We start from the raw sequence: 26,987 nt of genomic DNA on the forward strand, positions 1-26,987 counted from the left end.
TTTCTTGTCACGCCGCTCAGTGGTGCGCGGCGCGGTTTTCCCGCGCCGCGTCACAACTTCACTTCCTGGTCAGGTTCACTTCCAGCTTGTTGCCGGGGCCGGAGGTGATGCCGGTGATCAGGCCGGTCAGGAAACCGCAGCCGGTGAACTGCGGGATGCCGTACGTCGCGGTCAGCTTGCCGCCCTTGAGCGGGTCGAAGCCGGGCGCCGAGGCGAGCGGCACGTCGGCCGGCTTCACCGTGTGGCAGGAGTTCGACGACAGGATCGGGAAGCCGAACACGCGGACCTTGGTGAGCTGGACGTCGACCTGCGCGTTCGCCTTGACCGCACCGCCGGTGAGCGTGCCGTTGATCGCGCCGACCTGATCGAGCTTCACGGTCGCGGACGCCGGGATGAAGCCGAGCACGCGGAAGTACACATCGGACTTCGGCAGCGAGAGCTGGGCACCGAACTTGCCGGACGTCGCGTCGAGCTTGGCGTTCAGGCTGCCCGGGCCGAGCGGCAGCGTGGCGTGCAGCTGCTTGAGCGTCGACTTGCCCTTCACCGAGTACTTGACGTCGATGCCGCCCGGCGGCGTGGTCGGCTGGGTCGTCGGCGTGGTGGGCTCGGTGGTCGGAGTCGTGGGCGTCGTCGGCTCGGTTGTCGGGGTCGTCGGCTCCGTGGTGGGGGTCGTCGGTTCCGTCGTCGGGGTGGTCGGCTCCGTGGTCGGAGTCGTCGGCTCCGTCGTCGGAGTCGTCGGCTCGGTCGTCGGAGTCGTCGGCTCCGTGGTCGGAGTCGTCGGCTCCGTCGTCGGAGTCGTGGGCTCGGTGGTGGGAGTCGTCGGTTCCGTGGTGGGCGTCGTCGGCTCGGTCGTCGGCGTGGTGGGCTCGGTGGTCGGAGTCGTCGGTTCCGTCGTCGGAGTCGTGGGCTCCGTGGTGGGCGTCGTGGGCTCGGTCGTCGGGGTCGTCGGCTCCGTGGTCGGAGTCGTGGGCGTCGTCGGCGTGGTCGGCGTGGTCGGCGTGGTCGTGCCGCCCACCGGCTTGATCTCGAAGGTGCCCAGCTGCTGGTTCTGCCCCGGGACGGCGACGCAGTCCGAGGTGAACGTCCCGAGGTCGGTCGGCTGGCCGTCCGCCGTGCGCGGCGTCATGGTGGTGCTGAAGTTCCCGACCGTCACCGACGCGGTGCCGGGGCTGGGGAACGTCACGGCCGGCGCCTTGCCGCTGCTCTTGACGTGGAACGCGCCCGACGCCGGCACCGGCGTCGACGCGATGGTCAGCGGCAGGTTCAAGTTCAGCGTCTTGTCCACCGGGTACTTGAGCTGGGCCGCGGCCTTGGCCGAGCCGTCCAGTGAGGTGGCGCCGACCAGCGTCAGGCCCTCGGTCGCGGTCTCCGGCACGGTGACGTCGACGTCGAACGTGATCGGCGTCGACGACGAGCCCGCGACGGCGTCGTCGGGCAGGTTCGTGTCGATCTTGACCGCCAGGACCTGGTCGCCGATCAGCGGGAACGGGCAGTTGTAGTTCAGCGTCAGGCTCACCGGCGCGGCCTGGCTCGGCCCCGCCCCGACCAGCGCGACGGTCGCCGCGACACCCGCTGCCGTCGCGACGGCGAGGCCGTAGGCGGGCTTTCTCGACTTCCACGGAAACTTCACGGCTCGTCACCTCGGGGAATGGGGGAATTTCAGCGAAAAGTACCTCCGCAAAACCGGGCCGACAAGCCGCGCTCGATTCTTTGTCACGCGCGAGGGATCGGCCACTTCGCGAAGGGTCACGCAGGTCAGCGGTTGTCATGCGGGTGATATCCGGCTTCGCGAAAACTGTCACGCGGGCGGCGAATGGCGGCCATCTTCTTGCTCCTCCACGCAGTTTCCCGATACCTTTTTTCCGAGCAGGGAAAGGAGCGGCCATGAACCAGCCGGTCATCGCCGTGACTGACCTCGCGAAGCAGTACGGCGAAGTCACCGCGCTCGCCGGGATCAGCCTCAGCGTCGCCCGCGGCGCGGTGCTGGCGGTCCTCGGCCACAACGGCGCCGGGAAGACGACGCTCATCGACATCCTCAGCACGCGGGTCCGGCCGAGCGCCGGCACCGCCCGCGTCTGCGGCTACGACGTCGTGCAGCGCGGCCGCGCGGTCCGGCGCCGGATCGGGCTGACCGGGCAGTTCACCGCGGTCGACGACGCCCTGACCGGCCGCGGGAACCTGACGCTGATCGCCCGGCTGCTGGGTGCGAAGCCGCGGCAGGCGCAGGCGCGGGCCGCCGAGCTGATCGCGTCGTTCGGCCTGGAGGACGCGGCCGACCGCCCGGCAGGCACCTACTCCGGTGGGATGCGGCGGCGGCTGGACCTCGCCGCGGGCCTCGTCGGCGCGCCGCAGGTGCTGTTCCTCGACGAGCCGACCACCGGGCTCGACCCGGTCAGCCGCTCCGGGCTGTGGTCGGTCGTCGAAGGCCTCGCGGCGCGGGGCACGACCGTCGTGCTGACCACGCAGTACCTCGAGGAGGCCGACCGGCTGGCCGACCACGTCGTCGTCCTCGGCTTCGGCCACATCACCGTGTCGGGGACGCCGTCGCAGCTCAAGGCACGGCTCGGCAACCGGACGGCGACGCTGGCCTTCGGCACCGAGCTGGCGTTGCGACGCGCGGTGGACGCGCTGGCGCACCTCGGTCTCGCGGCGGCCCGCGCCGGGCTGGTGCTCTCGGTGCCGCTGAGCGGCCCGGGCGACGTCCCGGTGCTGGTGCGCGCGCTCGACGCGGCCGGCGCGCCGCTGCGGGACCTGACGGTGACCGAGCCGACGCTCGACGACGTCTACCTTTCGCTGCACCGCACGGCGGTGGCGTCGTGACGCAGGCCCGGCACCACGCGGCGGTGGCCGCCCTCGCCGACCCCGCGGCGTGGCCGGAATCCGGCTTCTGGACGCAGGTCCACGTGCTGGCGGCCCGGTCGCTGCGGACGGCGTTCGGCGACCGGCGGCTGGTCTTCTTCGGACTGGCGCAGCCGGTGGTGCTGCTTCTGTTGTTCAGCCAGGTGTTCAGCGGCGTCGGGTCGCTGCCCGGGGTCGCGGCGTACCAGGGTTACGTGAACTTCCTGGTGCCGGCGACGCTGGTCACCATCGCGATGACGACGGCGATGAGCTCGGGCGCGGGCCTGCTGGCGGAGATCTACGGCGGTTTCACCGGCCGGCTGCGGTGCCTGCCGATCTCGCTGTTCTCGGTGCTGGTGGCCCGGACCCTGGCCGATGCCACCCGGCTGGGTGTCCAGCTGGTGGTGACGGCGCTCGCGAGCGTCGTCTTCCTGGGTTTCCGGCCGGCCGGCGGGGTGCTCGGCCTCGGGCTGGCCCTGCTGCTGACGGTGGTGGTCGGCTGGTGCCTGAGCTGGGTGTTCGTCGCGATCACGACGTGGCTGCGCAAGGCCGAGACGCTCCAGGCGGCGTCGTTCGTGGTGATGTTCCCGCTGATGTTTTCGTCGAGCGCGTACATGCCGCTGGACACGATGCCGGCGTGGGTCCGCGCGGTCTCGGCGGCGAACCCCCTGACGTACGCGATCGACGCGACCCGCGCCCTGGCCCTGGCCCGCCCGATCGGCTGGTCGGTGGTGACGGCGCTGGCCATCGCCGCGGCGGCCGCGATCGCGGGCTCGACCCTGGCCGCCCGCACCTTCCAGAACCGCGCTTGACACACGTGATCAGAACGCCAACTCGCGTGATTGAAGGGTCAACTCGCGTGATTGGAGCGACGACACGGCCCGGCCGCCGACCCGCGCCGTGTCGACTCCCCAATCACGCGTGTCGACCTCTCGATCACGAGCGGGCGAGGGATTCGAGGTGGGTTGCTGCCTCGTCCGCGCCGCCGGCCGCGGCGAACGACTCGCGGACCTTCTGAGCGCCGGGCCGGTACTGGTCCGCCGACTCGATCGCTTTGCGGATGTCCGGGGACTTCGCGCGGTCGAAGCGGAGACGGACCCCCGCCGACGCCGACGTCACCTGCTCGGCCAGCATCATCTGGTCGTCGCGGATCGGGGCGACCACCAGCGGCACCCCGGCCGCCAGTGCCTCGCACACCGTGTTGTGCCCGCCGTGGCAAACCACCACCGACGCGCGCGCGAACACCGCGACCTGCGGAATCCGCCGTTCCAGCCGCACGTTCTCGCTGACCAGCCGACCCGCCGGATCCACCACCAGCCCCTGCACGGAAGGCATGCCCGCCAACGCGTCCACGCTCTCGGCGAGGAACCGTGACCCCGCCGAAGCGTTCGACGTCCCCAGCGTCACCACGACCAGCGGCCGATCGTCCACAAGAGACCACTCGCCCGAGGCGTCGGGCAGTGCAGGACCGACGTAAGCCACCGGAGCCGCCAAGCGGGACGGACCGGCCAGCGCCCGCGTCGTGAACGCCAGCACCAGGTGCGGCGAGAACCGCAGGTCACCGAGCAGCACGCCGTGCCGGGCCCGCAGCCCGGCTTGGAGATCGGAAACCCAGGACGCGATCTTCGGCAACGCGCCCAGCGGGTCGGCCAGCTCGGTGGACGTCGACGCCGAGGTCGCCCACGGCAGCCCGCACCGCGCGGCGACCAGCCCTCCGGCCATCGCCTGCTGGTCCACCACGACCACGTCGGGGTCGAACGACGAGACGGCCGCCTGCACCCCCGGCACCATCGCGTCCGCCAGGGGAACCAGGTAGGACTCCCACAAGTACTTCAACGCGGCGAAGCCCCGCAGCTCGGGCGGCCGCAGGGAAAGCGAAAACGGCGCGGAGTCCCCCGCCGGAAAGACCACTCCGGGGACCAAAGTGGACACTTCCGGCGAAGGACCGCACCAGGCCACGGAATGTCCTCGCGCCACCAACGCCGAAGCCACCCCGCGCAACGGCGCGACGTGCCCCGCCAGCGGCGGCACCACCAGCAGGAATCTCACGCCGCGTGCCGTTCGATCCAGCGCAGCACCAGCTCGCGCACCTCCCGGTGCTGCTCCACCAGCACCGAGTGCCCCTGCCCCTCGAAGACGTGCAGCTCGCCGTGCGGCAGCACCGACGTCAGCGCTTCGAGGTCGTCGGCCTGGTAGCCCTGGCTGCCCAGGATGGACAGCACCGGGCAGCCGATCGCCGCCACCTGCTCCCACGTCAGCAACGGCCCGAGCGGCACCTCTTCGGCCATCTTCGTCGACGTGATCCGCTCGGCCGCCATCCGCGCCAGCCGCCGGTGGTGGGCGCTGAAGTTCGCCTCGATCCAGTCGAAGCTCTCCTCGACCTGCAGGAACTTCACGGTGTACGCGAGGATCTCGCTCATCTTCCCGGCCCACACCTCGGTCGCGGGCTCGGACTCGATGCACACGATGCTCCGGACGCGCGCCGGCTGAGCCACCGCGTAGCTGTAGGCGAGCGTCCCGCCGAAGCTGTTGCCGACCAGGTGCACCGGCCGGTCGACGCCGAGCTGCTTCAGCAGGTCGTCGAGGTCGGCGACGAAGTCGTCCAGGGTGTAGCCGCGGACCGGACGCTCGGTCTTGCCGTGCCCGCGCAGGTCGTAGCTGATGACGTCGATGCCGGCGGCGGCCACCGGCGGCGCCAGCGTGAGGTAGAAGCTCGCCAGGCTGTCGGTGCCCATGCCGTGCAGGAACACGACGGTCTCGGTACCGCCGGCGGGCACGAGCTGCACGTTGGTGCGCAGCCCGTTCACGGTCATCGTCGGCACGTGCGCTCCCCCACGAACCGGGCGATGTCGCCGACGGTCAGCCCGATGACGTCGTCGAGGTCCTGCTCCGCCAGGTACTCGGCGAGGTTGACCTCGGCGCCGAAGTGCTCGGTGAGGATGCTCGCGAAGGTCACCAGGTCGATGCTCTCCAGCTGCAGGTCCTCGTGGAAGGTCGTCTCGGGCGTGATCTCGATGCCGAGCACGTCGCCGACGAGCTCGGTGAGCAGTTCGGCGACGACGTCGAAAGTCGCGGACGCGTGGTCGGTGGTCATGGCGTGCTCCTGAGGTGTGCGATGGCGGTGTCACCGTTCAGCTCGACCGTGACGGCGAAGTCCGGGAGTGCGCGGCCGCGGCCGGACACCCGGCCGTCGTCGTGGACGCGGATCTCCGCCGGGTAGACGGGTTCGGCGAGCCGCGCCCGGACCGCGTCCTTCGCGGCGATGCGCTTCAGCAACCAGCCCCGCTGCGCGCGCGGCGAGACCGAAGCGAACTCGGCGCGTTCCTCGGCGCTGAGGTAGATGCCGGCGTAGATGTCCCGCGCGGCGACCGTCGGCCAGCGGTCGGTGACCGCGGCCGAGCCGTCGTCGCGTCGTTCCGCGAGCTGGTGGCGGTCCGGGAAGGCGTACACGCGGTGGGCCGCGCGGTCGCAGGGGAACCGGACGTCCCGCCAGCCCTCGATGGTCGCCAGCACCCGGCCGTCGCGCACGAGTTCGGCGTCCATCTCGAGCACGTCGGGCCGGGGCAGCCGGACGCGGATCACGCAGGCGACCCGGGTCCCGGGCGCGGGTTCCGGCGCGTGCCAGGTGAGCCGGCCGATCGACCGCGGGAAGGCGAGCAGGCCGTCGGAGCGGGCCGCCATCAGCCAGCAGCCGAGCAGCTGGCCGACGTTGTCGAGCAACCCGCCGGGTGCTTCCGGGACGACGAGCTCGCCGCGGATGTGCTGCTCGCCGAGGCCGGTCAGCCGGGACAGGCCTCGGTACGCCGGGCCGTGGAACATCTCGCGCTGCGCGTAGATCTCCTCCGCGGTCAGCGGCGGCGGGGTCTCCGGCCCGGGCACCCCGGCCGGGGACGGCGGCGGGGCGAACGAGCCCAGTTCGACGGTCAGCAGCGCGTACGGTCCGATTTCGACGGTCACGCGGTCGCCGTCGCGGCTCATCGACAGCGGCACGCGCTGCGCCGGCGACGCGATCAGCCACCGGGAGAACACGGCGTCCCGCACCGCGACCGCCGTCGTGCCCGGCCAAGTGCGCTCGACCGCCCGGCAGGCGAGGTCCACCAGCGTCGTGGCCGGCACCACCGGCCGGAAGTCGGACTCGTCGGGCCAGTCTTCGCGCTGCCGGAAGAACCGGTGGTCCCGCAGGTACGGCATCGCGGTCAGCGAGACGTCCACAGTGGACTCGACCCGCTTGCGCGCGGCCGCCGCCACGACGTCCGCCGCGGTCCGGCGGGTCTCGTCGAGCAACGCGGTGAACTCGGCGACGATCGCGTCCGGCACCCCGGCGGGCACCGCGGGGGCGTCGAGCAGCCCGCGAGCCGCATCTCCCAGCGACAGCAGGGAGTTCCCGGTGGTGAGCCGGATCCGCGGCGGCTCCAGGGCCGCGAAGTCCGGGTTCCCGCCTTCGGTCCACAACGCGGTCGCGACCCGGCGCAGCTGCGCGAGGCCGGAGCGGGTGCCGGACGCGGCCGCGACCACGAGGTGCCGCCGCTCGCCGAGCGTGTCGGTGATGTACGAACCGAGCTGCCCGGCACCGACCTGCACGAACGCGCGGAACCCGGCGTCGTGCAGTGCTTCGGTCAGCTCCCGGAACCGGACCGGGCGGATCAGGTGCACGAGGTAGAGCTCGCGGACCGCGTCCGGCTCGGCCGGGTAGGGCCGCGCGGTCGTCGCCGACCACACCGGCAGCGCCGGCTCGCGCAGGTCCAGCTCCGCGGCGAGCCGGGCGAACGGCGCGAGGTGCGGCCGCATCAGCGGGGTGTGGAAGCCCGACCGGAACGGCAGCGTCCGCGCCACGATCCCGAGGCCGCGGCACGTCTCGGCGAACTTCGCGACGACATCGGGCGGGCCGCACACGATCGTCTGCTTCGTCGCGTTTTCGTGGGAGACGACGAGGTCACCGGGGAGCAGCTCGGCGACTCGCGCGGCCGGGCAGCCCAGCACCAGGTAGTCCGCGTCGGGCAGCTCGAACCCTTCGGGCCAGTAGCGGTCGAGAAGGCCCGGCTCCGCCCGGTACATCCCGGCGGCCTGCATCGCGGTCCACTCGCCGACGCTGTGCCCGGCCAGCGCGTCCGGCCGGATCGCCAGCCGCCGCAGGGCCTCGTCGAGCACCAGGCCGGTCGCCGACACGCTCGCCGCGCGGTCGAGCACGCTCGCCGTGGACCACTGTGGACGGTCGAGGCCGAAGTGCTTCGCGACGTCGTCGATGCGCGGTCCGGCGCCGGCCTCCAGTCCCGGGTGGACGAACGCGATCTTCCCGTTCGGCAGCAACGGGTCGACCGAGCACCAGATGTCGCCGCCACCGTGCCACGACCGGCCTTCGGCCGCCACCTTGGCGATCACCCTCCGGGCCGCGGCCAGCTTGCGCTCGTCCACGCCGGCGATCCCGATCCGGCAGGGGCCGTCACCTTCGCCGGGCCGGTCGAGACGCTCCAGCAGCTCTTCGGGGGTGTTCGCGGCCAGCCGCAGCACGCGTTCGGGCTCGTCGACGCGCGCCCGCCGTTTCGGCGCCGGGTCCCCGGCCTCCAGCACGACGTGCGCGTTCACACCGCCGAAGCCGAACGCGTTGACCGCGCCGACGCGGGGCAGCGCGCCCCACGGCTCGGCCTCGGCCAGCACCCGGAACCGGGTCTTGTCCAGCAGCGGGTTCGGGTCGGCGCAGTTCAGCGTCGGCGGCAGCACGCCGTGGTGCAGGGCGAGCGCCACCTTGACCAGCCCGGCGGCCCCGGCCGTCGGCAGGGTGTGCCCGATCATCGACTTCACCGAGCCGATCACCGACCGCGGTCCCGCGACCTGCCCGAAGAAGTCGGCGACGGTGGTCAGCTCGGCGGCGTCCCCGGCGGGCGTGGCCGTGCCGTGGGCCTCCAGCAGGCCGATCTCCGCCGGGTCGAGCCCGTCCCAGGCCCGGCGCAGCGCGAGGGTCTGCCCGGCGACGGACGGGCTGAGCAGGCTCGCGCCCCGCCCGTCGCTCGACGTGCCGCTGCCGCGGATCACGGCGTACACGCGGTCGCCGTCGCGCCGCGCGTCGGCCAGCCGCTTGAGCACGACGAGCGCGGTGCCCTCGCCGATGAGCATGCCGTCGGCGTCGCGCGAGAGCGGGCTGATCCGCTGGCTCGGCGACAGCGCGCCCAGCTGGGTGAACAGCGACCAGAGCGTGTCGTCGTGCGTCTGGTGGACGCCCCCGGCCAGCACGACGTCGCAGCGGCGCCGGGTCAGCTCGCCGATCGCCTGGTCGACCGCGACCAGCGAAGACGCGCAGGCGGCGTCCACTGTGTACGCGGGGCCGCCGAGGTCGAGCCGGTGGGCGACGCGGGCGGCGGCGAGGTTCGACACCAGCCCGGCGGCGGTCTCCGGCCGGAACTCGCCGAGGGGTTCCAGCAGCGCCGTCCGGAGCCGGTCCAGGACGTCCGGCCCGGCCGACGGCATCAGCTCGCCGACCGTGCGGGTGACCTGCCGGACGGTCCGGACGCGCTGGTCGAAGCCCCGCAGCCCGGGCGAGAGGTAGCCGCCGCGGCCGAGCACGACGCCGACGCGCTCGAGGTCGCCGAGCCGGCCGAGGCCACCGGCGTCGCCGACCGCGGCCAGGGCGACGGCCAGCGCCGTCAGCTGGTCCGGCTCGGCGCCTTCGAGCGACATCGGCGGGACGCCGTGGGCGATCGGGTCGAAGTCCAGGGTGTCGGGGGCGAACCCGCCGCGGCGGCCGTGGGTCCGGTCCGGCGCGGTCGCGTCGTGGCCGTGGAACGCCGGGTCGCGGCGGTGCGGCGGGATCTCGGTGACGGCGTCGACGCCCTCGGTGAGGTTCCGCCAGTACTGGTCCACTGTGGACGCACCGGGCAGGAACACGTCCATGCCGACGATCGCGACCGGCTCCTGGCTCACCACAACGACGCCGTGTACAGGACGGCGCGGTCGGTGCCGTAAGCGAGTTCGCGCAGCAGGGCGGCGGTGCCCTCGTCCGCGTCGAGCAGGCTGATGTCCCGGCGTTCGTACTCGCGTGCGAGTTCGGGTGACACCATCCCGCCGTGGTCGTCCGCGGGCGCCCACGGTCCCCAGTGGACGGTCACGGCGCGGCCGGGCCAGCCGGCGCCCACCGCCTCCAGCGCGTCGTTCGCCGCGGCGTAGTCGGTCTGGCCGCGGTTGCCGAGCACCGCGGCGATGCTGCCGAAGAAGGTGACGAACCCGGGTTCGACGCCGGTTTCGGCCAGCGCGGCGAGGAGGGAGCGCGCGCCGTCCACCTTGGGCTCGAACACGGTCCGGAAGGAGTGCTCGTCCTTGTCCGCCATGAGCTTGTCGTCGAGCACGCCCGCCGCGAAGACGACACCGTCGACCCGGCCGTCGAGGCTCTTGACGAGGTGGCGGACGGCGTCCGGGTCGCGCACGTCGAGCGTCCGGTAGGCCGGGTCACCGCCGGCGGCGCGGATCTCGTCGAGGGTGCGGCCGATTTCACGCTGGGCCAGCACGGTCCGCACGCGGTGTTCGATGTCGGCGACCGAGCCACCGCGCCCGGCCAGCACCGCGCGCATCGCGGCCGGGTCGGCGGGCAGGTCGTCCGGCTCGCCCGGCCACGGCGTCCGCCCGGCGAGCTCGAGCCGGCACCCCGAGGCGGCGAACGCGATCGCCACGCGGGCGGTGATCCCGCGCGCCCCGCCGACCAGCAGGACGACGGAGTCCGGGCCGAGGCCGAGCGCGGACAGCTCACCCCCACCCGGCCCGGCGCCGGAGTAGGCGATCGCCGGGAGGTCCGCGGGCCGGGGTTCGATCGTGAAGCGGCCGGTCTCGTCGTGGCCGACCACCGCCGGCCCGTCGCTGAGGGCCTCGTCCACCAGGGTCTTCGCCACGTCCTGCGTCACCTCCACGAGCCGGGTGACGTCGTCGCGTTCCAGCGCGGCCGACCGCACCAGGCCGCGGAGCCCGGGGACGCCGGGTTTCGCGGCGACCAGGACGGTGCCGCTCGTGGCCTTGAGCCGGGTGAACACCCGCAGGACGTCGTCGCCGAGGAGGACGGTGATGTCCGCGTCGCCGGTGACGACCTCCGCCCCGGCCGCGGCGAACGCGGCCCGCACGGCGTCGTCCTCGGCGGCCACGGTCTTCCCGCGCAGCCGCCCGGGATCCGGGTCCAGCGGCACGGGCACCCGGTCGAGCCGGTACCGCGTGGGCGCGGCGGCCGCCGGGGCGGGGTTCAGCCAGCTCTCCAGGTGCGCGGCCAGCGCGTCGGCGGTCCGGTCGCGGCTGAGCTGGTCGGTGCGGTCGTCGGCCGGGAGCCCCAGCCGGGACAGCAGGGTGCCCGCGATCTCGGTGCGCTTGATCGAGTCGATCGACAGGTCGGCTTCGAGGTCGAGGTCGCCGGCGATCATCTCGGCGGGGTAGCCGGTGCGCTCGCTGATCACGCCGAGCACGGTGGTCTTGACGTCCGCCGGGGCTTCGGTCACCAGTTCGGGTTCGGGTTCGGGGATCACGATGGGTGCGGGCGTGGGGGCGGGCGCGCTGCCCAGGTAGCCGAGCATGACCTCCCGCTGGGCGGCGACGAGTTCGCGGGTGGTGCGGAGGAAGTCGACGACCGCCTGGTCGCGGCCGGGCGCGGGCTGGGTCATGGCTGAACTCCGGATTCGTCGGGCCGGGGGCAGGGCGGGAGCCTCGGCGCCGGGCGCGCGGACGGACCGCCCGTCGACGGCCCAGGCGGTCGGGGAGGGTGCGGGACGTCGTCGCCGGTTCAGACGCTCGGTCCGGACGTCGACACCGGCTCGCGCGAGAGTGCGCAGGGCGGTCAGGAAGGCCTTCAGATCGGGCCCGCAGGCGACGACGGTGTGCGGACGGTCGCCGAGGATCTCCCCGACCAGCCGGGTGAGCACCCGCCCCGGCCCGACCTCGACGAACGTCCGCGCCCCGGCGTCGTACATCGCGTCGATCTGGTCGAGGAACCGGACGGGTGCGCCGATCTGGGCAACGAGTTCGCTTCGGACGTCATCTTCGTACGGCTTCGCGGTGCGGTTCGACCACACCGTTCGCCGGGGGGTCCCGATGTCCTCCCGGGCGAGTGCGGCACCGAAGAGATCACCCGCCCCGGCGACCAACGGGCTGTGGAAGGCGCAGGCGACGGGGATCCGCTGGGCGGTGATGCCGGTTTCGCGCAGCCGCCGGACAGCGCGCTCGACGGCGGCCGTGGGTCCCGACAGGACGACCTGCTCGGGCGCGTTGTGGTTGGCGATCACGACGTCCGGGCCGATGAGGGTCGGGGTCAGCAGGTCCTTCGCCGCTTTGACGGCGGCCATCGCGCCGGGCCGGGCGACGTCCGCGATGGCGTTCGCGCGGGCCCGGCTCAGGCGGAGGAGGGTCTCGGTGTCGAAGGCCCCGGCGACCGACAGCGCGACGAGCTCACCGTAGGAGTGCCCGGCGAGGAAGTCGGGGCGCACGCCGACTTGGCCGAGAAGTCTCGCGACGGCGGTTTCGACGAGCCCGAGCGCGGGCTGGGCGACGCGGGTGTCGGTGAGGGCTTGTTCCTGCGCCTCGGCGGTCGCTGAGGCGAAGGCTTGGGAGGGAAACGCTTTCGCGGCGACGTCGGGGGCGAGCTTGAGGAGGTCGGCGAGTTCGGGGAAGTACACGAACAGCTCGGCGAGCATGCCGATGCGCTGGCTGCCCTGGCCGGGGAAGAGGAAGGCGACCCCGCCCGGATCGGCCTCGCCCGAGACGGATTGACCCGCAGTACCGGCCGTCAGCGGCTCGCCCGTGCTTTGCCCGATCCCGGCCAGCACCTCCTCCGCCTCCGGTGCCCAATCGCGCGGGCCGTGACGACGGTCCGGGGCCACCGGTCCCGCGCCCAGCACCGCGTGGAAGTTCGTCCCGCCGAAGCCGAACGCGCTCACCCCCGCCAGGCGGGCCGGGTCGGCCCACGGCCGCGCGCTCGTCGTGAACGTGAACGGGCTCGCCGCCGCGTCCCAAGCCTCGTTCGGCTTGCTCAAGTGCACCGTCGGGGGTACCACCTCGTGCCACAGCGCCAGCGCCGCCTTGATCAAGCCGGCCAGGCCCGCCGCGCACTTCGTGTGGCCGATCTGGCTCTTGACCGACCCCAGCACACACGAGCCGGGCGCGGCACCCGCGTCGGCGAAGAAGCGGGTCAACGTCCGCAGCTCCGTCGCGTCGCCGACCACCGTGCCGGTTCCGTGCGCCTCCACCAGACCCACGTCCACCGGGGATACTCCGGCGTCTCGGTAAGCCCTTTCCAGGGCCCGGTGCTGACCCTCCGGACGCGGCGCGGTCAACCCCAGCGCCTTGCCGTCGCTCGCCGCGCCCACGCCCTTGACCACCGCGTAGATCCGGTCGCCGTCGCGTTCGGCGTCGGACAGGCGCTTCAGCACCAGGCACGCGACGCCCTCGCCCAGCGCGATCCCGTCGGCCGCCGCGTCGAACGGGCGGCAGCGGCCCGTCGGGGACAACGCTCCCGCCGAGGTGAACATCAGGTAGTCGTGGATGCCGTTGTGCAGGTCGACCGCGCCGCACAGCACCAGCGAGCTCGTCCCCGCCCGCAGCTCCTTCGCCGCCAGGTCGAGCGCGGCCAGCGACGAGCCGCATGCGGCGTCCACCGTGTAGTTCGCGCCGCCGAGGTCGAGCCGGTTGGCGATCCGGCCGGAGATGACGTTCGCGAGCGTGCCGGGAAACGTGTCCTCCGTCGGCGCGGGCAGCTGGGCGAGCAGCTCGGGCGGCACCTCGTCGAGGTAGCCGTCGAGCAGCGACCGCATCGCGCCCGCGTTGGCGAGGTCGCCGCCCGCCTCCGCGCCGAACACGACGCTGGTGTGCTCGCGGTCGAACTCGCGCTCGCCGTACCCCGCGTCGGCCAGCGCCCGGCGCGCGGTCTCCAGCGACACCAGTTGCGCGGGATCGATGCTGCCCATCGCGGACGGCGGGATGCCGTAGTCGAGCGGGTCGACTTCCAACGGAGGCAGGAACCCGCCCCACTTCGAAGTGGACTGTCCGAAGTAGACGGCGGGATCCCAGCGTTCCGCCGGGACCTCGGTCACCGCGTCCTCGCCGCGCAGGACGTTCGACCAGAACGCTTCGAGGTCGGGCGCACCCGGGAACGTGCAGGCCATGCCGATGACGGCGATGTCCCCGGTGTCCGAGGTCGACGCGGGTTCCGCCGCCCGCGCAAAGGATTTCCCGGCCGTCACCTCGGCGTGCAGGGCGGCGATCGTCGTCCGGCGGTCGCGCAGCACGGCGACCTCGCCGGCCATGAACATCCCCTCGGCGAGCTGGGTCTCTTCGGCCAGCGGCGAGCCGTCGCGGCGGACGCCCTTGCTCGCGACACGCAGCCGTCCGGTGTTCAGCTCTTCCAGCCGCTGCCACGCCTCCTGCGCGGGCACGTCGCTCAGCCCGGCCTTGACCTGCTCGAACTCCGCCGTGTACGGGCTCGGCAAGCACCGCGTGCGGTGGCCCGGCGCGGTCTCGAGCGTGACCGTGCGGTCCGCGGCGAGCGCGCGTTCCTGGAACAGGCCGGTGATCGCGCCGTGCGTCACGGCTTCTTCGGTGAAGAGGTACGCGGTGCCCATCAGGACGCCGACGGCGTCGAGCGGCGCCGCCATCGCGGTGACCATCGCGGCCGACCGGGCGTCGTGGATCCCGCCCGCGAACAGCACTTCGACGTCCTCGGCCGCGCCGAGGACGTCGAGTTGTTCCTCCCACAGCGCGAAACTCGGCCGCGGGCCGACGTGCCCACCGCATTCGGCGCCCTCGAAGACGAACCGGCGGACCCCGGCATCGAGGTACTGCCCGAGCAGGATCGGCGACGGGACGTGCACGAACGTCGCGATCCCCTCGGCCTCCAAAGCCTTGACCTGTCCGGGTTTCCCGCCCGCGATCAGCACGCACCGCGGCCGCGCGGCGCGGATCGCGGCGAGCTGCTCGACGCGCAGGGCGTCGGGCACGAAACCGAGGATGCCGGCGCCCCACGGCCGGTCGCCGAGACGCTCGGCGGTGCGCGTGAGCAGCTCGGTGGTGCGCGCGCCGTTCGCCGTGGCCACCGCGACGAACGGGAACCCGCCCGCTTCGGCGACCGCGGCCGCGAACCCCGGCTGGTCGCTGACGCGCGTCATCGGGCCTTGGACCACCGGGAGCGCGCTGCCCAAGGTCCGGCACAGCCGATCCGACGACGCGACCGCCGGGACCGTGGCGCCGACGACCCGGCGGACGTCCGCTTCCACTGCGGATTCGAGGAGCATTCCGGCCGCGCCGCCGGCGAGTGCTCCCACCGCCGTCCGCGGGCCGGCCACGCTGCCCCACACCGGGACGTCGAACGCGCCGAGAAGCTGTTGCAGCAGAACGAAGTCGCTCAGTTCGCCGCCGCGGGCGAGCAGCCCCAGCGCGCCACCGGCGACGGCCTCCCCGGCCGTCGCGAGGTCGGACACCTCGGCGAGCGAGCCGGTCCACGGCGCCGTCGTGCGAACGGCGAAGGCGACGCCCTCGGGAACCGGACCGTCCGTGCGCACCCCGTAGGGCACCCGGACCCGCGCCGCGACGAGCCGGAGATCGGCCGGATCGGCGCCGTCCAGCACCCCGAGACCGCCGCTGCGGGCGACGGCGGCCACCGCGTCGGGGTCGCCGATGCCCAGGCATCGCAGCCGTCGAGCGTGCGACGGCGGGACGAGCTCGGCCATCGGCGGACCTCCTGTGCGGGGTGGGTGATCTTCACGCAGACCAATCACAGGAATAACGCACCGGACCCGTAAAAAGCAATACTCGTGCTAGGGTGTGAAACTGTGAAGACCGCACGATCATGGCCCTGACCAGCACTTTTATCATACGCATTCTAAACGGGAAATGCTATTCGCTCACCTGCGTAACAATAGCCCGGAAAATACTGGAGTCCGCGTGGAACTGACCGGACGCGTCGTCGTGCTGACCGGCGCCGCACACGGAATCGGGGCCGCCATGGCGCGGCGCTTCGCCGCCGAGGGCGCGGCCGGGGTGGTCGTGTCCGACGTCGACGCCGCGGGCGCCGGGCGCGTGGCGGACGAAATAGCCGACGCGGGCGGGCGCGCCGTCGCCGTGACCGCCGACGCGACGTCCAAAAAGGACCTGAAGACGCTGGTCGCGGCGGCCCGCGCCGAGTTCGGCGAGGTGGACCTGTTCTGCGCCAACGCGGGCGCGGCGTTCGGCACCGGCGTCCACGCCGCGGACGAGCAGTGGACGAGGTCGTGGGAGATCAACGTCATGCAGCACGTCCACGCCGCGCAGGTCGTGCTGCCCGCGATGCTCGCGCGCGGCGAGGGCTACCTGCTGATCACGGCGTCGGGTGCCGGGCTGCTCGGTACCCCCGGCGACGCGCCGTACTCGGTCACCAAGCACGCGGCCGTCGGCCTCGCCGAATGGCTGGCGATCACCTACCGGCCGCGCGGCGTGCGGGTCAGCGCGCTGTGCCCGCTGGGCGTCCGGACGGCGCTGCTCGAACCCGGCATCGCCGCCGGCCACCCGGCCGCGCTGGCGATCGCCGCGGCCGCACCGCTGCTCGAACCCGAGGACGTCGCCGACGCGGTCGTGCGCGGCCTCGGCACGGAGGAGTTCCTTATCCTGCCGCACGCCTGCGTGCGGGAGTCGTTCGTGCGCAAGGCGGGCGCGGTCGACGCGTGGATCGACGAGATGGCTGTCCAGGGAGGCTGAACGTGGAGTACCGCAGGCTCGGCGCGAGCGGGCTGGCCGTGAGCGAGATCGCCTACGGCAACTGGCAGACGCACGACGCACCCGGCTGCGTCGCCGCGGCGCTGGACGCCGGCGTCACGACGTTCCACACCGCGGCGGCGTGGGACGGCGGCGCGGCGGAAGCGTCCTTCGGCTCGGCGTTCTCCGGTGTCCGGCGCGACGAGATCGTGTTGTGCACCGGCGTGTTCTGGCCGGAGGGCCCGGGGCCGAACGACGCCGGGCTGAGCCGCAAGCACGTGATCGCGTCGCTGGAAGGCTCGCTGCGGCGGTTGCGCACCGACCACGTCGACGTCCACCAGCTGCTGCGCTTCGACTACCGGACGCCGGTCGCCGAGACGTTCCTCGCGCTCTCGGATCTGGTGCGGCAGGGGAAGATCCGGTACGTCGGCACGTCGGAGTGGACGGCCGAGCAGCTGCTGCAGGCGCACGAGGCGGCGGTGCGGTACGACGTGCCTTTCATCGCGAATCAGCCGCACTATTCGATGCTGTGGCGCGTGCCGGAGGCCCAGGTGATGCCGGTCGGCGAGCGGATCGGCGTCGGGCAGTTCGCGTCGATGCCGCTGGCGCAGGGCGTGCTGACCGGCAAGTACCGCGCCGGGCACATCCCGGCGGGCTCGCGCGCGGCCGGGCCGGCGCACGCGCGGCCGCTGCTGATGCCGGAGCTGCTGGAGCGGGTGGAGCTGCTGCGCGGCGTCGCGGACGACGCGGGCCTGACGATGGCGCAGCTCGCGTTGGCGTGGACGTTGCAGCACGAGACCGTCGCGTCGGCGGTGGTGGGGGCGAGCACGCCGGAGCAGGTCACCGAGAACGCGAAGGCCGCCGGCGTCCGGCTGGACCTCGACGTGCTGACCCGGGTCGACCAGCTGCTCGGCAGCTTCGTGCAGACCGATCCGCGGCTGGTGTGGTCCCCGCCGGCGTTCTCAGGGTCCTCGGCGTCCTCAGCCTGAGCCGAGGCAGACGAAGGGCCGTCGGAACGGGTCGACGGCGATCGCGTCGGCCAGGGCCAGCGCGGGGCTGTCCCGGACGGCCAGGGCGCGGTAGTAGTCGTCCATCGCGGCCGCCGAGGCCAGGTCGCCGACGCGCGACAGCGGCGCGATCACCGTGCGGGAGCCGCTGGCGAGCAGGGCGCTGGCGAAGCCGAGGGCTTCGTCGCCCGGCCGGATCCGGTTGAGCGCGAGTTCGCAGGCGGCGAAGACGACCTGCCGCGGCGGTTGCCGCAGCCCGGCCATCTCGTGCCCGAAGAGGGCGCCGTCGGCGAGCTCGAGGCGGGAGAACAGCGCGTTCTCCGGCTCGTGCGCGCCGTGCGCGGCGAAGTGGGCGAGCTTGGCGCCGTCCATCGCGCGCAGCACCGACTTCACGGTGGCCTTGGCACCGGTCATGGTCGTCGCGGTGCGGTAGTGCGTGGTCAGCTTCTCCAGCTCACCGCGCGCACCGGCGAGGCCCGGCCCGCGGACGAGCACGATCTTGCGGGCCCGCGGCGACTTCGTCAGCTCGGCGGCAAGCCACGCCCCCGCCGACGGCGCGACGACGGTGGGCCGCCCCCGCAGCCCGGGCAGGACGCCCCAGGGAACGGCGTAGAGCGGCCCGGTGGGGACGATGACCAGCTCGCGATCGCCGAAGACCTCGGCCAGCGGCTGGATGAGCTGGGCGTCGAGCTTGTCGGCCTGCTTGCGCGCCGACGCCATGACGACCTCGGCCAGCCGTTCGGGCAGGTTGTCGGGCGCGAGGGCGTCGAGGTCGACGTTGAGCACGCGCCCGGACTCGGCGGCGGCACCGGCGGACCCGAGCCGCACGAGCCGGCACTCACCCCCGGCGACGACGACGGCGACGAGCTCGTCCCCGGACGCGGCGAAGCTGACCAGCGCCCGTTCCCCGAGCTGCGCGACGACCTCGTTCAGCCCGGCCACCGGCCGCGGCCGCCCCCAGCCCCCGGTGTGCCAGCCGAGCCGCTGAGCCTCGCGGAGACGCTCGTTGTACTTGGCCCGCAGCCCGGCGATGGGGTGGCCGTCGTGTTGCGCTTCCTGGATGGCCTGGCCCAGACCCCGCACCTCGGCGACGCGCGCGGCGAGCTCGGGATCGGTCCCGGCGGAGAGCGGCTCGTACCGGTAGGTCTGCGCGCGGGTCCGTTCGAGCCAGACGAACAGGCGCCGGGCATCGCTGCGTTCGAGCACGAGCTTCACGGCGAGGTCGGCGAGCTCCTGGCCGTGGAGAGCGGTCCCGGACACGAGGTCCAGCCCACCCATACGATCGCGGACGGCATCGAGTTCGGTGAGCCCCGACCGGATCTCGGTGAGCGCCTTGGCCCGGCTCCCCTGAGCGACGGCGAGTTCGGCCCGGCAGAGGCGGCGCAGCATCCGGTAGTCGATGGGGGTGAGCTGCCCGGGGCGGGGCACCTTCTGGAGCGTTTCGACGGCGCGTTTGAGGTTGCCGCGCCGGATGTCCAGGCGGACGGCCAGCATCCGCGCGGTGGCGGCCTGCTCGGTGAGCATCGGCAACGGCATCTTCGCCGCGATGCGGATGGCCCTGGTGGGCAACGCGGCCGGCACCTCGCCCGCATGCAGAGCCGCCCGCACATCGGCGTGCAGCCCGATGATCACGGCGTTGGCAACACAGGTCTGGCACCCGGCCCGGCGCATGCCCCGCCGGGCGGCCGCGGCCATCTCGCGGGCGAGGTCCAGCTCGTCGTTCTTCAGGGCGGCCGATGCACGGTAGAGCTCGACCCGGGCCTGTTCGCGAGCGACGCTGGGCTGAGCGCTCATCTCCAGCAGAAGGTCGTCGAGATGCCTGCCGGCCTCGTCCGCCAGTCCCGCCGCCAGCAGGGCTTGCGCCTGCTCGATGCGCAGCAGCGCGGGCAACTCCATGTCCAGGGCCCGGTAGGTCCGCTCGGTCTCCTCGTAGAAGCGCAGGGCCTCGGGAACGTCCCCGGTCCGCAGGGCCAGCGTGCCCAGGTTGCGTCGCACGTCGGCCACCATCGCCCGCAGCTCGTACTTCTCGGCGAGCTCCAGTGATCGGGTCAGGTCGGCGCGGGCCTGCTGGACGTTGCCCAGCCTCGTGTGCGCCCATCCGCGCGAAGACAAGCTCCGGACGAGCGAATCCATGCGCGACTCCGGATCGGCGGCGTGCGCCATCCGGTATTCCTTGTCCGCGATCGAGGCGTCGAAGTAGCCGAGGCTCTCCTCGTTGCGGCCGACAGCCATCAGCTTGGCCGCGTAGTTGTAGTTCAGCGCCCCGCTCAGCTCCGCGCGGAGCACGGGATCGTCGACCGTCTTGACCAGCAGTCGCACGTCGTCCAGACCCGCCAGTCCGGCCGCCAGGTCCCCGCTGATCTCCGACGACATGGCGACCAAGGTGCTCGACAGGCGGATCCGTGTCACCAGCCAGTCCGTCCGGATGCCTTCGGGCACCGGGTGGATCGAGTCCAGCAGCCCCATCCCGCGCCGCAGCAGCCGGACTCCCTCGTGGTACCGCGCCAAACACGAAGCATCAGTTGCGGCTCGCTGGAGCTTGCGGACCTCATCGACGACTTCCGACGGGTCCAGGTTCGTCACAGGCACTCCACCATGACAGCACAGGCTGTAGCAGAAGACGCCCGCCTACCCTGTGAAGATCGGCAGGCGGGCGATTACAACTTGGTCAAGCTCAGCGTGCGACCTCGAAGCAAGGTGCGCCGCAGTTCGGCGTCACGATGGTGCCGTCCTTCGGCTTCTCCGGCACGTGATCGATGTGCACCCAGCCGAACTCGTCGGGCTCGGGGTGCGGAACCACCGGGCCGGCCTTTTCGACCGGCTCCGGGGTTTCTTCAGGCTTGGTGTCCGTGGGCGTCGACATGGTCGATCTCCTCTCCCCTGGGGATCTGCATGGGGCCGCTCGCCGTGACGGTGAGTCCCCCTCGCGGGGCCCTCTCCCCGCGAACGGACCAATAGTTACACAACGGAGCAGTGATCGGGAGAGTTTTCGCTACGGAAAGTCAGACCAACTTGCGTGATCAGGCGAAACGTCCCGACAGGAACGTCCTAACGAGTGAACTCTGTAACGACGTCCATTGCGGACGTGCATCCCGCCGGGTGGCCGAGCGCGGGCCGGGGCCGTCCGGGGTGAGGTGTTGCGCCGGGTGCGGATGGCAATCATCGCCTCACTCGGCGATGCCTGCTGCCTGGTTCGCCCGAAGGCTCGGCCTGGGCGGTCAGGCATCGACGGCCGACTACACGCCGACATCCGGCCGACGGCTCGCGGGCCTGCTCACTCCGCGCCCGGTCAGCACCGCCCCGAGCCCACGGGTGCAAGCCGTTCTGGGCGTGCGCTCTCCGCTCTCCTGACCGATCGGCCAGGAGAGTCCTTTGTGGACCGCTAGCTCGTCATGCCCGCTTTTCGGTCACCGCCTTGTGGATCGCGCTTACCAGCCTCGCGTTCTCCGGGGCCGCTCCGCCGGGGAATGCGAACCGGCGGCGGTTGTAGCCGTAGGCCAGGCCGCTGCGGGGGTCTGCGAACGCCTGGGAACCCGCCGCGCCGCTGTGGCCGAATGCTCCCTGTCCGAGGACCGGGTAGTCGTCCGAGACGATCGCGAAGCCCAGACCGAACGCGTTGTGGTTGCGGGTCGACAGGTCGTCACCCCGTGAATGAATCTGGGCGAACTCTGCCGCCGTCTCCGGGCGCAGGAGCGGCTCGGGGCCGCTGATCGTCGCCGCGTACATGCCGGCCAGGCCTCGGGCCGATGCCACGCCGCCCACCGAGGCCGGGCTCAGGCGGCGGACCACCTCGAGGTTCGGGAGGTCCCAGAGCTCCGGCGCCTTCGGGTGGTTGCGGTTGAACGCGATCCCCGTGATGCTGTCCGGCGCCGTCGCGTTCGCTTCCAGCTGGGCCAGCTGCTCCGGTGTCGGCAGCATCGGCTGCGTCGTCAGGAACCGGGGCTCCAGCTCCTCCGGCAACCCGAGGTAGAAGTCCAGGCCGAACGGCCGCCGGACGCGCTCCTCGTAGTGCTCCTGGATGCTGTGGCCGGTGACGCGCCGGACGACCTCGCCGGTCAGGGCGCCGATCACCAGCGCGTGGTAGCCGAACGCCGTGCCGGGGCGCCAGTACGGCCGCTGCGGAGCGAGCCGCTCGGCGATCACGCGGTCGTCGGCGATCTCCTCGGCCGTGAACCCGGCGTCCGCGCCCACGACACCGGCGCGGTGCGCGAGCAGCTCCCGGAGGGTGATCGCCTCCTTGCCCGCCGCGCCGAACTCCGGCCAGTAGTGGCTCACCCGCTGGTCGAGGTCGAGCACGCCGTCCTGGACGAGCAGCGCCACCACCAGGTGCGCCGCCCCCTTGGTCGAGGAGAACACGCCGGTCAGCGAGTCTGCGGTGATCTCGGGGCCGTTCCACAGGTCGACGACGCGCTCGCCGTCGACGTGCGCCACGAGCTGGGCGGCGTAGTCGCCGCCTTCGGCGGTCGCGACGGCGGCGAACTCCTCGCGGACGGACTCGAACCCGTCGGCGACGGTCCCCCGGATGTGCTCGGACGACATGGCGGCTCCCTCAGTGATCCTTCGCCTGTGCCTGGGATCAACCCACGCGGCGACGGGGTATTCCGCGTAACGCCGGGGCGCCCCGGAGGGATGTTCCCGGTGTGGGGGCACCGGAATTCGAAGCCGGAACGACCGATACCGCGCGAGCCGGCCGTGGCCTGGCGATCGCGTCGCTGGCGATCGGCGCCTCCGGGTTCACGCTCGCCGTCGCCACCTGGGCGGCCTGGCTGATCGTGCGGCCGCCGGTCGTGACCGCGTGGGTGTACTCGTGGGTCGCGCAGGCGTTCGTGCTGGTCCTCGGCGCACTGTGGTTCGCGTTGCTGCCGATCAGCGTGCTGGCGCTGGTCTTCGGCGTCCACGCCGGTGCGCGCACCCGGCCAGGGCCGGGTCGGATCGGCGCCACCCTCGGCGTGATCACCGCGCTGCTCGCGTTGTCGGGGGCCGCGGTGTTCGCCACGACGTCGTGGCACCAGGTCGGCCCGCCCGTCGCCTACTTCGACACCCGGACGGGCCCGGCCCGGTAGAAGGCCCGCGCCGGCGGGTACCACCGGGTCATGAAGCTGACCTCCACCGTGCTCGGCGCGCCGGAACCGCGTGCGCTCGCCGAGTTCTACTCGAAGCTGCTCGGCTGGCCGATCAAGACCGACGAGCCGGAGTGGGTGACGCTGCGCCCGGACGACGGCAGCGCCGGGCTGTCGTTCCAGCTCGAGACCGAGCACCTCCCGCCGGTGTGGCCGCCCGCCGGCGGTGCCCAGCAGATGCAGCTGCACCTCGACATCGAGGTCGACGACCTCGACGCGGCGACGGCGGCCGCGACCGCCGCGGGTGCCACGGTCTCGGACTTCCAGCCCCAGGAGGACGTCCGCGTCTGCTTCGATCCGGCCGGGCATCCGTTCTGCCTCTGGACGCGTGAATGAGGTGACGCCCCGCGTTCGCCCGGTCACAGGATCCGCTATGTTCGCCTGAGGTCCTGTTTCCGGCGAACGGAGTTGAGTCCTGTGGGGGTGCACCGGATCTGGCACCACGGACTGGTCCCCACCGAGGGGAAACGCCCCCTGGACGCCTTGCGCAGCAGGCTGATCACCCGCCAGCGGCAGCACGACGACTACACGGTCGCCGATCTCGGCTCCTCCGACGACGGTGGTTCGCGCCGGTGCGACCTGAAGTTCGGGTGGACGGGCGGCGAAGGCCGCTACTCCGTTCAGGTATTGCTTTCGCTGTGCTACCACGCCGGCGAAGACCGCGTGGCGTGGTTGCTGGCCGCCGCGTGCACGCGGCCGTGGCGCAGCTGCCACGAAGCGCCGGCGCACCGGATCGGGCTGGAGGAGCTCGGCGCGAGCGGGAGTGACGAGATCCCGATCGAAGCGCCGGTTCTCGCGATGCGCGGCTGGTCTCGCAAGGAGTGCGACCGCGTCGCGGAGCTGCTGGGCGAGGCGCTGGTGGCGGACTGGCGGACGTCGGCGGTGCTGGTGCTCACCGAACCGCCGACCGTGCCGGTGGACGGCTGGCCCGGGCTGGTCAACGTCTTCGACGTCGACGACCGCTTCCGCCGCACCCTCAACCAGCACGTGCCGCTCGGCTACGAGGTGCCGCTGGGCGCGCGGCTGTACGCGCCGTTGTGCGACCAGCTCCCGGACTTCGTCGAGACCGCCAGCCCGGTCTCCGGCGAGGCGCTCCAGGGCGCGATCACGCGGCTGCTCCAGACGCGCGGCCGGACGCCGCTGCCGGCGGAGTGGGCGGAGGTGCCGAGCGTGAAAGCGTGGTACGCCGCGGATCCGTTCGACGCGCCGGAGCGGGAGCCGGACGCCGAGCTGACGGAGAAGCTGGACCGCGCCGAGCGCGAGCTGGCGGAGGCGCGGGGCGTGATCACGATCCTGCGCAAGAAGTCGAAGGCCGACGCCGAGGACCGGGATCGGCACGCCGGCGAGGCCAAGGTGCTTCGCCGCCGGCTCGAAGACCTGTCCGCGATCGACGTCGCGTGCCTGCGGACGCAGCTCGCGCAGCTGCAGGGGGAAGTGGACGACTACGCGCGCGCGTTCGAGGAGACGGAGACCGAACGCGACGAGCTCAGACGCGTGAACGGGCTGCTGGCGGGCACACTCGCCCGGTACCACGGCGCCGGCGACGAGGTCGCCGCCACCGAGCGTCCGCCCGAGGAGTTCCCGAGCTTCGCCGACCTGATCGGCGCCGCCGCGGCGACGCTCAAGCACCTCGCGATCACGGCCGACCCGGCTCCCGCCGCGATCCTCGACCACCACCCGAAAGCCGGTGCCTGGCGGCGCAAGGCGTGGGACGCGCTCCGCACCCTCGACGCGTATGCGTGCGCGCGGACCACGTTGCTCGACGCGGGCCAGGACCCCGGGCCCGAGCTGTCGGACGTGCTCGCGTTCGCCCGGACCGGCCAGCCGGGTTCGCTGATCAGCGCCAACATCATCGCCCTGGCCGAATCGGACACGGTGACCACGAACGAACGGCTCCGGCAGGCGCGGACGTTCCGCGTCGACCCGCGGACGAACCCCGCCGGCCGCGACTACTTCGGCGCCCACATCGCCTTGGAGCGCTTCAAGTCGCCGGCGCCGAGGCTGCACTTCCTCGACGACACCGACCGCACCGGCACGGTGTACGTCGGCTACCTCGGCGCCCACCTGCCGACGTCGAAGACCAACTGAGCGAGAATCGCGCGCATGACGGAGATCGCGCGGAAGCACCTGGCCTACTGCTGGATCGCCCGCGGCGACCGGGTGTTGTTCCTTCGGCGCGGGCCCGGCGTCTTCCTCGCGGGACGGTGGGAACCGCCCGGCGGGACGGTCGAGCCGGGCGAGGCTTTCGAAGCCGCCGCGGCCCGCGAAGTGGCGGAGGAGACGGGGTTGCGGGTGCGGGTCACCGGTGAGCTCGCCCGCGATTCCTGGCCGGACGTCGGCGGGCGCGCGCTGGAGATCCACGCTTTCGTTTACACGGTGGAAGAGGACGGCTCCGGAGCTGTCGTGCTCAACCCGGAAGAGCACGACGACTTCGCTTGGCTCGCACCGCAAGACGCCCGGCGCCTCGAGATGGCGGAGCATTTTCGCCGGCTGCTGTGAACGCCGCGGGTGCGGCGCCGGTCTTCGGTGGCCGGACGGGGGAAGAGTGGTCATGCCACCGACGTTACCGAACACGCGTGCGAAAGATCATCGCTGAATCGGGTGAACCGCGAACTCGGCATCGAAGCGGGGTTTCTGTTGCGACACAAGGGAAACGCGCGTAGGAAGCCCCCGATTTCCACGCTACCCGAAGGCACCGACAAAATGGTCCAGGGGACTCGTCACGGCCGCGCACCAGCCCGAACCGCACCCCCACCCGCACCGAACGACGGATCATCAAAGTCCGTCTCCTGCGCCGATGGGGACGGGCTCGCTCCGCCTACCTGCTTAGGCTGAACCCCTCCACGGTGCATCGGGTCCTGACCCGCCACCGGCTTGCCCGCCTGACTCACCTCGATCGGGCCACGGCCGCCCGGTCCGCCGCTACGAATACGCCGCACCCGGTGACTTGGTGCACGTGGACATCAAGAAGCTAGGCAACATCCCCGACGGCGGAGGCCATAAAGTCCACGGACGGGCCGTCGGCGGGCGTCATAGCGCCGCCCACCGCGACCCTGCCCGGCCGCGCAAAGTCAGTGGCCGCGCCAACCTCGGCTACAGCTATCTGCACAACGCCATCGACGACCACTCACGCCTGGCCTACTCCGAGATCCTGCCGGATGAGACCGAGGAAACCGCAGCCGCGTTCTGGACCCGCGCCCAGCAGTTCTTCACCGACTGCGGGATCACCGTCGCGCGGGTGCTGACCGATAACGGCTCCTGCTACCGGTCCCGGCGGCCACACCGCACTCGCTGGCAAACCACCCGCCAGTCGCGTCCCCAACCTCACGGGTCGATACAGCTAGCGGGGGATCACATACCGCAGCAGCACGCTTTTCCCGTCGGTCAGCACCGAAGCCAGCTCCAGCGAAGCCGGGTCGATCACCCCGCCCACCGCCGCGCGGCTCGACGCTCCGGCCACCAGGAACGGCGCCACCGTCAAGCGGAACTCGTCGACCACTCCCGCTTCGATCAACGACCCGAACAACCGCGGCCCGCCCTCGCAGTCGATGCGGCCCAGGCCCTCGGCCACCAGCGTCGAGACCACCTCGGACGCCGGCACCTCCGTCGCACCCACGACGAACACCCTGGCGCCGTTCGCCGCCCATTCGTCACGCAGCGACGACGGGGCCGCCGCGGACGTGAACACCAGCGTCGGGACCGCCGCCTTCGTGATCACCGGGGCGTCCGGGGGCAGGGACCGCCCGGTCGTCACCACCGCGACCGGGGCGATCGGAGCCAGCCCGAACCGCCGGCGGCGGTCGGCGGAACGCTCGTCGGGGCGCATGCCCTCGAACCCCTCCGCCATCGCCGTCCCCGCGCCCACCAGGACCACGTCCGCGAGGTCGTTGCCCAGCCGGTAGACGATGCGGTCGGCCGGGGTCGACAGGCTCGCCGAGCGGCCCTCGACCGTGATCGCGCCGTCCGTGCTGGACACGAAGTTGACCGCCACCCACCGGGGGTCGGCCGGGTATCGGTAGAGCTGCTCCAGGTCGTGGTCGTCGAGGCCGCGCTCGACCGGCCAGATCTGCCGGATCACTCCCATCGGACCGCCTTCGCCGCCACCGGAGCTTCCGCGGCGCCGACCGCCAGGACGAGATCAGGGAACTTCGAGCGGGCCCCCGCGACCAGGGGTTCGACGCCGGTTCCGGCGAAACCCACGAGATCGGCGCCCTCGTCGACGGCGCGAAGGACCGATTCCCGCGCCGCGTGGGGCTCCGGGAGCGCTGGGACCGCGACCGGCACCAGCGCGCGGTCAGCGCTCGACCAGCCGCCCCGGAACACGAGGTCGGGGGTCTTCATC

19 protein-coding genes and 1 pseudogene are annotated in these 26,987 nt (G+C 72.6%); 9 read left to right on the forward strand and 11 right to left on the reverse strand.

Features of this window, described 5'->3' with window-relative positions; all coding sequences use genetic code 11:
• Positions 1-58 precede the first annotated feature (58 nt).
• A complete protein-coding gene (locus ABZ342_RS26935; RefSeq protein ID WP_360478371.1) occupies positions 59-1,630 on the reverse strand; it encodes a DUF6801 domain-containing protein in 1,572 nt (523 codons plus the stop codon).
• Positions 1,631-1,884: 254 nt separating this feature from the next.
• On the opposite strand from ABZ342_RS26935, the gene ABZ342_RS26940 reads away from it, so the two are divergent.
• Positions 1,885-2,820, forward strand: a complete 936-nt coding sequence (locus tag ABZ342_RS26940; protein WP_360478374.1) for an ATP-binding cassette domain-containing protein — start codon at positions 1,885-1,887, stop codon at positions 2,818-2,820.
• Positions 2,817-3,650, forward strand: coding sequence for an ABC transporter permease (locus ABZ342_RS26945; RefSeq protein ID WP_360478377.1), 834 nt, complete (start codon positions 2,817-2,819; stop codon positions 3,648-3,650). Before ABZ342_RS26940 ends, ABZ342_RS26945 begins: the two co-directional genes overlap by 4 nt.
• Positions 3,651-3,774: 124 nt before the next feature.
• On the opposite strand, the gene ABZ342_RS26950 is transcribed toward ABZ342_RS26945, so the two are convergent.
• From ABZ342_RS26950 to ABZ342_RS26970, 5 genes are read right to left on the reverse strand one after another with little or no spacing between them, the layout of a single operon-like run.
• Positions 3,775-4,887, reverse strand: a complete 1,113-nt coding sequence (locus ABZ342_RS26950; RefSeq protein WP_360478380.1) for a nucleotide disphospho-sugar-binding domain-containing protein — start codon at positions 4,885-4,887, stop codon at positions 3,775-3,777.
• On the reverse strand, positions 4,884-5,660 hold the full coding sequence (locus tag ABZ342_RS26955) for an alpha/beta hydrolase (protein WP_155541424.1): 777 nt from the start codon (positions 5,658-5,660) through the stop codon (positions 4,884-4,886). Before ABZ342_RS26955 ends, ABZ342_RS26950 begins: the two co-directional genes overlap by 4 nt.
• Positions 5,648-5,932: an acyl carrier protein gene (locus tag ABZ342_RS26960; RefSeq protein WP_155541423.1), complete on the reverse strand. Its 285-nt coding sequence runs from the start codon at positions 5,930-5,932 to the stop codon at positions 5,648-5,650. Before ABZ342_RS26960 ends, ABZ342_RS26955 begins: the two co-directional genes overlap by 13 nt.
• The gene (locus tag ABZ342_RS26965; protein ID WP_360478384.1) at positions 5,929-9,753 is read right to left on the reverse strand and encodes a beta-ketoacyl synthase N-terminal-like domain-containing protein; all 3,825 of its coding nucleotides are present in this window, start codon (positions 9,751-9,753) and stop codon (positions 5,929-5,931) included. Before ABZ342_RS26965 ends, ABZ342_RS26960 begins: the two co-directional genes overlap by 4 nt.
• Entirely contained in the window at positions 9,750-15,518 is a 5,769-nt protein-coding gene (locus ABZ342_RS26970; RefSeq protein ID WP_360478387.1) for an SDR family NAD(P)-dependent oxidoreductase, read from the reverse strand. Before ABZ342_RS26970 ends, ABZ342_RS26965 begins: the two co-directional genes overlap by 4 nt.
• Before the next feature lie 214 nt (positions 15,519-15,732).
• Here ABZ342_RS26970 and ABZ342_RS26975 point away from each other — a divergent pair, with 214 nt between their 5' ends.
• Both ABZ342_RS26975 and ABZ342_RS26980 read left to right on the forward strand, forming a co-directional pair.
• A complete protein-coding gene (locus ABZ342_RS26975; protein WP_360478390.1) occupies positions 15,733-16,521 on the forward strand; it encodes an SDR family oxidoreductase in 789 nt (262 codons plus the stop codon).
• A gap of 2 nt (positions 16,522-16,523) precedes the next feature.
• Positions 16,524-17,507 carry an aldo/keto reductase gene (locus tag ABZ342_RS26980; RefSeq protein WP_360478393.1) on the forward strand — a complete coding sequence of 328 codons (984 nt, stop codon included), beginning with the start codon at positions 16,524-16,526 and terminating at the stop codon, positions 17,505-17,507.
• Here the strand turns inward: ABZ342_RS26980 and ABZ342_RS26985 are convergent.
• The 3 genes from ABZ342_RS26985 to ABZ342_RS26995 all read right to left on the reverse strand — a co-directional run bounded on the left by ABZ342_RS26985 (position 17,499) and on the right by ABZ342_RS26995 (position 22,064).
• Complete coding sequence (locus ABZ342_RS26985; protein ID WP_360478396.1) at positions 17,499-20,108, reverse strand: CHAT domain-containing tetratricopeptide repeat protein; 2,610 nt, start codon at positions 20,106-20,108, stop codon at positions 17,499-17,501. The two genes, ABZ342_RS26980 and ABZ342_RS26985, sit on opposite strands and share 9 nt — an antisense overlap.
• 91 nt (positions 20,109-20,199) lie before the next feature.
• The gene (locus ABZ342_RS26990; protein WP_155541417.1) at positions 20,200-20,388 is read right to left on the reverse strand and encodes a hypothetical protein; all 189 of its coding nucleotides are present in this window, start codon (positions 20,386-20,388) and stop codon (positions 20,200-20,202) included.
• 527 nt (positions 20,389-20,915) lie between these two features.
• Positions 20,916-22,064 (reverse strand): serine hydrolase domain-containing protein, encoded by a 1,149-nt coding sequence (locus tag ABZ342_RS26995; RefSeq protein ID WP_360478399.1) that lies wholly within the window; start codon positions 22,062-22,064, stop codon positions 20,916-20,918.
• 101 nt (positions 22,065-22,165) lie between these two features.
• Here ABZ342_RS26995 and ABZ342_RS27000 point away from each other — a divergent pair, with 101 nt between their 5' ends.
• The 5 genes and pseudogenes from ABZ342_RS27000 to ABZ342_RS27020 all read left to right on the forward strand — a co-directional run bounded on the left by ABZ342_RS27000 (position 22,166) and on the right by ABZ342_RS27020 (position 25,989).
• On the forward strand, positions 22,166-22,588 hold the full coding sequence (locus ABZ342_RS27000; protein ID WP_360478402.1) for a hypothetical protein: 423 nt from the start codon (positions 22,166-22,168) through the stop codon (positions 22,586-22,588).
• A gap of 30 nt (positions 22,589-22,618) precedes the next feature.
• Complete coding sequence (locus ABZ342_RS27005) at positions 22,619-22,981, forward strand: VOC family protein (protein ID WP_155541414.1); 363 nt, start codon at positions 22,619-22,621, stop codon at positions 22,979-22,981.
• An 81-nt stretch (positions 22,982-23,062) separates the two neighbouring features.
• A complete protein-coding gene (locus tag ABZ342_RS27010) occupies positions 23,063-24,733 on the forward strand; it encodes a hypothetical protein (RefSeq protein WP_360478405.1) in 1,671 nt (556 codons plus the stop codon).
• Positions 24,734-24,748: 15 nt separating this feature from the next.
• A complete protein-coding gene (locus ABZ342_RS27015) occupies positions 24,749-25,144 on the forward strand; it encodes an NUDIX domain-containing protein (RefSeq protein WP_360478408.1) in 396 nt (131 codons plus the stop codon).
• A gap of 77 nt (positions 25,145-25,221) precedes the next feature.
• Positions 25,222-25,989: pseudogene (locus ABZ342_RS27020) on the forward strand (DDE-type integrase/transposase/recombinase).
• Here the strand turns inward: ABZ342_RS27020 and ABZ342_RS27025 are convergent.
• Together ABZ342_RS27025 and ABZ342_RS27030 are read right to left on the reverse strand one after the other, a co-directional pair.
• Entirely contained in the window at positions 25,986-26,723 is a 738-nt protein-coding gene (locus tag ABZ342_RS27025; protein WP_155544258.1) for a dihydrofolate reductase family protein, read from the reverse strand. The pseudogene ABZ342_RS27020 and the gene ABZ342_RS27025 overlap by 4 nt on opposite strands.
• Positions 26,720-26,986, reverse strand: a complete 267-nt coding sequence (locus ABZ342_RS27030; RefSeq protein ID WP_360478411.1) for a hypothetical protein — start codon at positions 26,984-26,986, stop codon at positions 26,720-26,722. Before ABZ342_RS27030 ends, ABZ342_RS27025 begins: the two co-directional genes overlap by 4 nt.
• Position 26,987: the final 1 nt, after the last annotated feature.

The organism is Amycolatopsis sp. NPDC005961 (assembly GCF_040629235.1).
In the GTDB taxonomy this organism is placed as follows: domain Bacteria; phylum Actinomycetota; class Actinomycetes; order Mycobacteriales; family Pseudonocardiaceae; genus Amycolatopsis; species Amycolatopsis camponoti.

Excerpts from the sequence above, each read along its gene's own strand:
- ABZ342_RS26940 (WP_360478374.1), top strand. The coding sequence starts at position 1,885 with ATGAACCAGCCGGTCATCGCCGTGACTGACCTCGCGAAGCAGTACGGC.
- ABZ342_RS26960 (WP_155541423.1), bottom strand. The coding sequence starts at position 5,932 with ATGACCACCGACCACGCGTCCGCGACTTTCGACGTCGTCGCCGAACTG.
- ABZ342_RS26970 (WP_360478387.1), bottom strand. The coding sequence starts at position 15,518 with ATGGCCGAGCTCGTCCCGCCGTCGCACGCTCGACGGCTGCGATGCCTG.
- ABZ342_RS26990 (WP_155541417.1), bottom strand. The coding sequence starts at position 20,388 with ATGTCGACGCCCACGGACACCAAGCCTGAAGAAACCCCGGAGCCGGTC.
- ABZ342_RS26995 (WP_360478399.1), bottom strand. The coding sequence starts at position 22,064 with ATGTCGTCCGAGCACATCCGGGGGACCGTCGCCGACGGGTTCGAGTCC.
- ABZ342_RS27005 (WP_155541414.1), top strand. The coding sequence starts at position 22,619 with ATGAAGCTGACCTCCACCGTGCTCGGCGCGCCGGAACCGCGTGCGCTC.
- ABZ342_RS27015 (WP_360478408.1), top strand. The coding sequence starts at position 24,749 with ATGACGGAGATCGCGCGGAAGCACCTGGCCTACTGCTGGATCGCCCGC.
- ABZ342_RS27030 (WP_360478411.1), bottom strand. The coding sequence starts at position 26,986 with ATGAAGACCCCCGACCTCGTGTTCCGGGGCGGCTGGTCGAGCGCTGAC.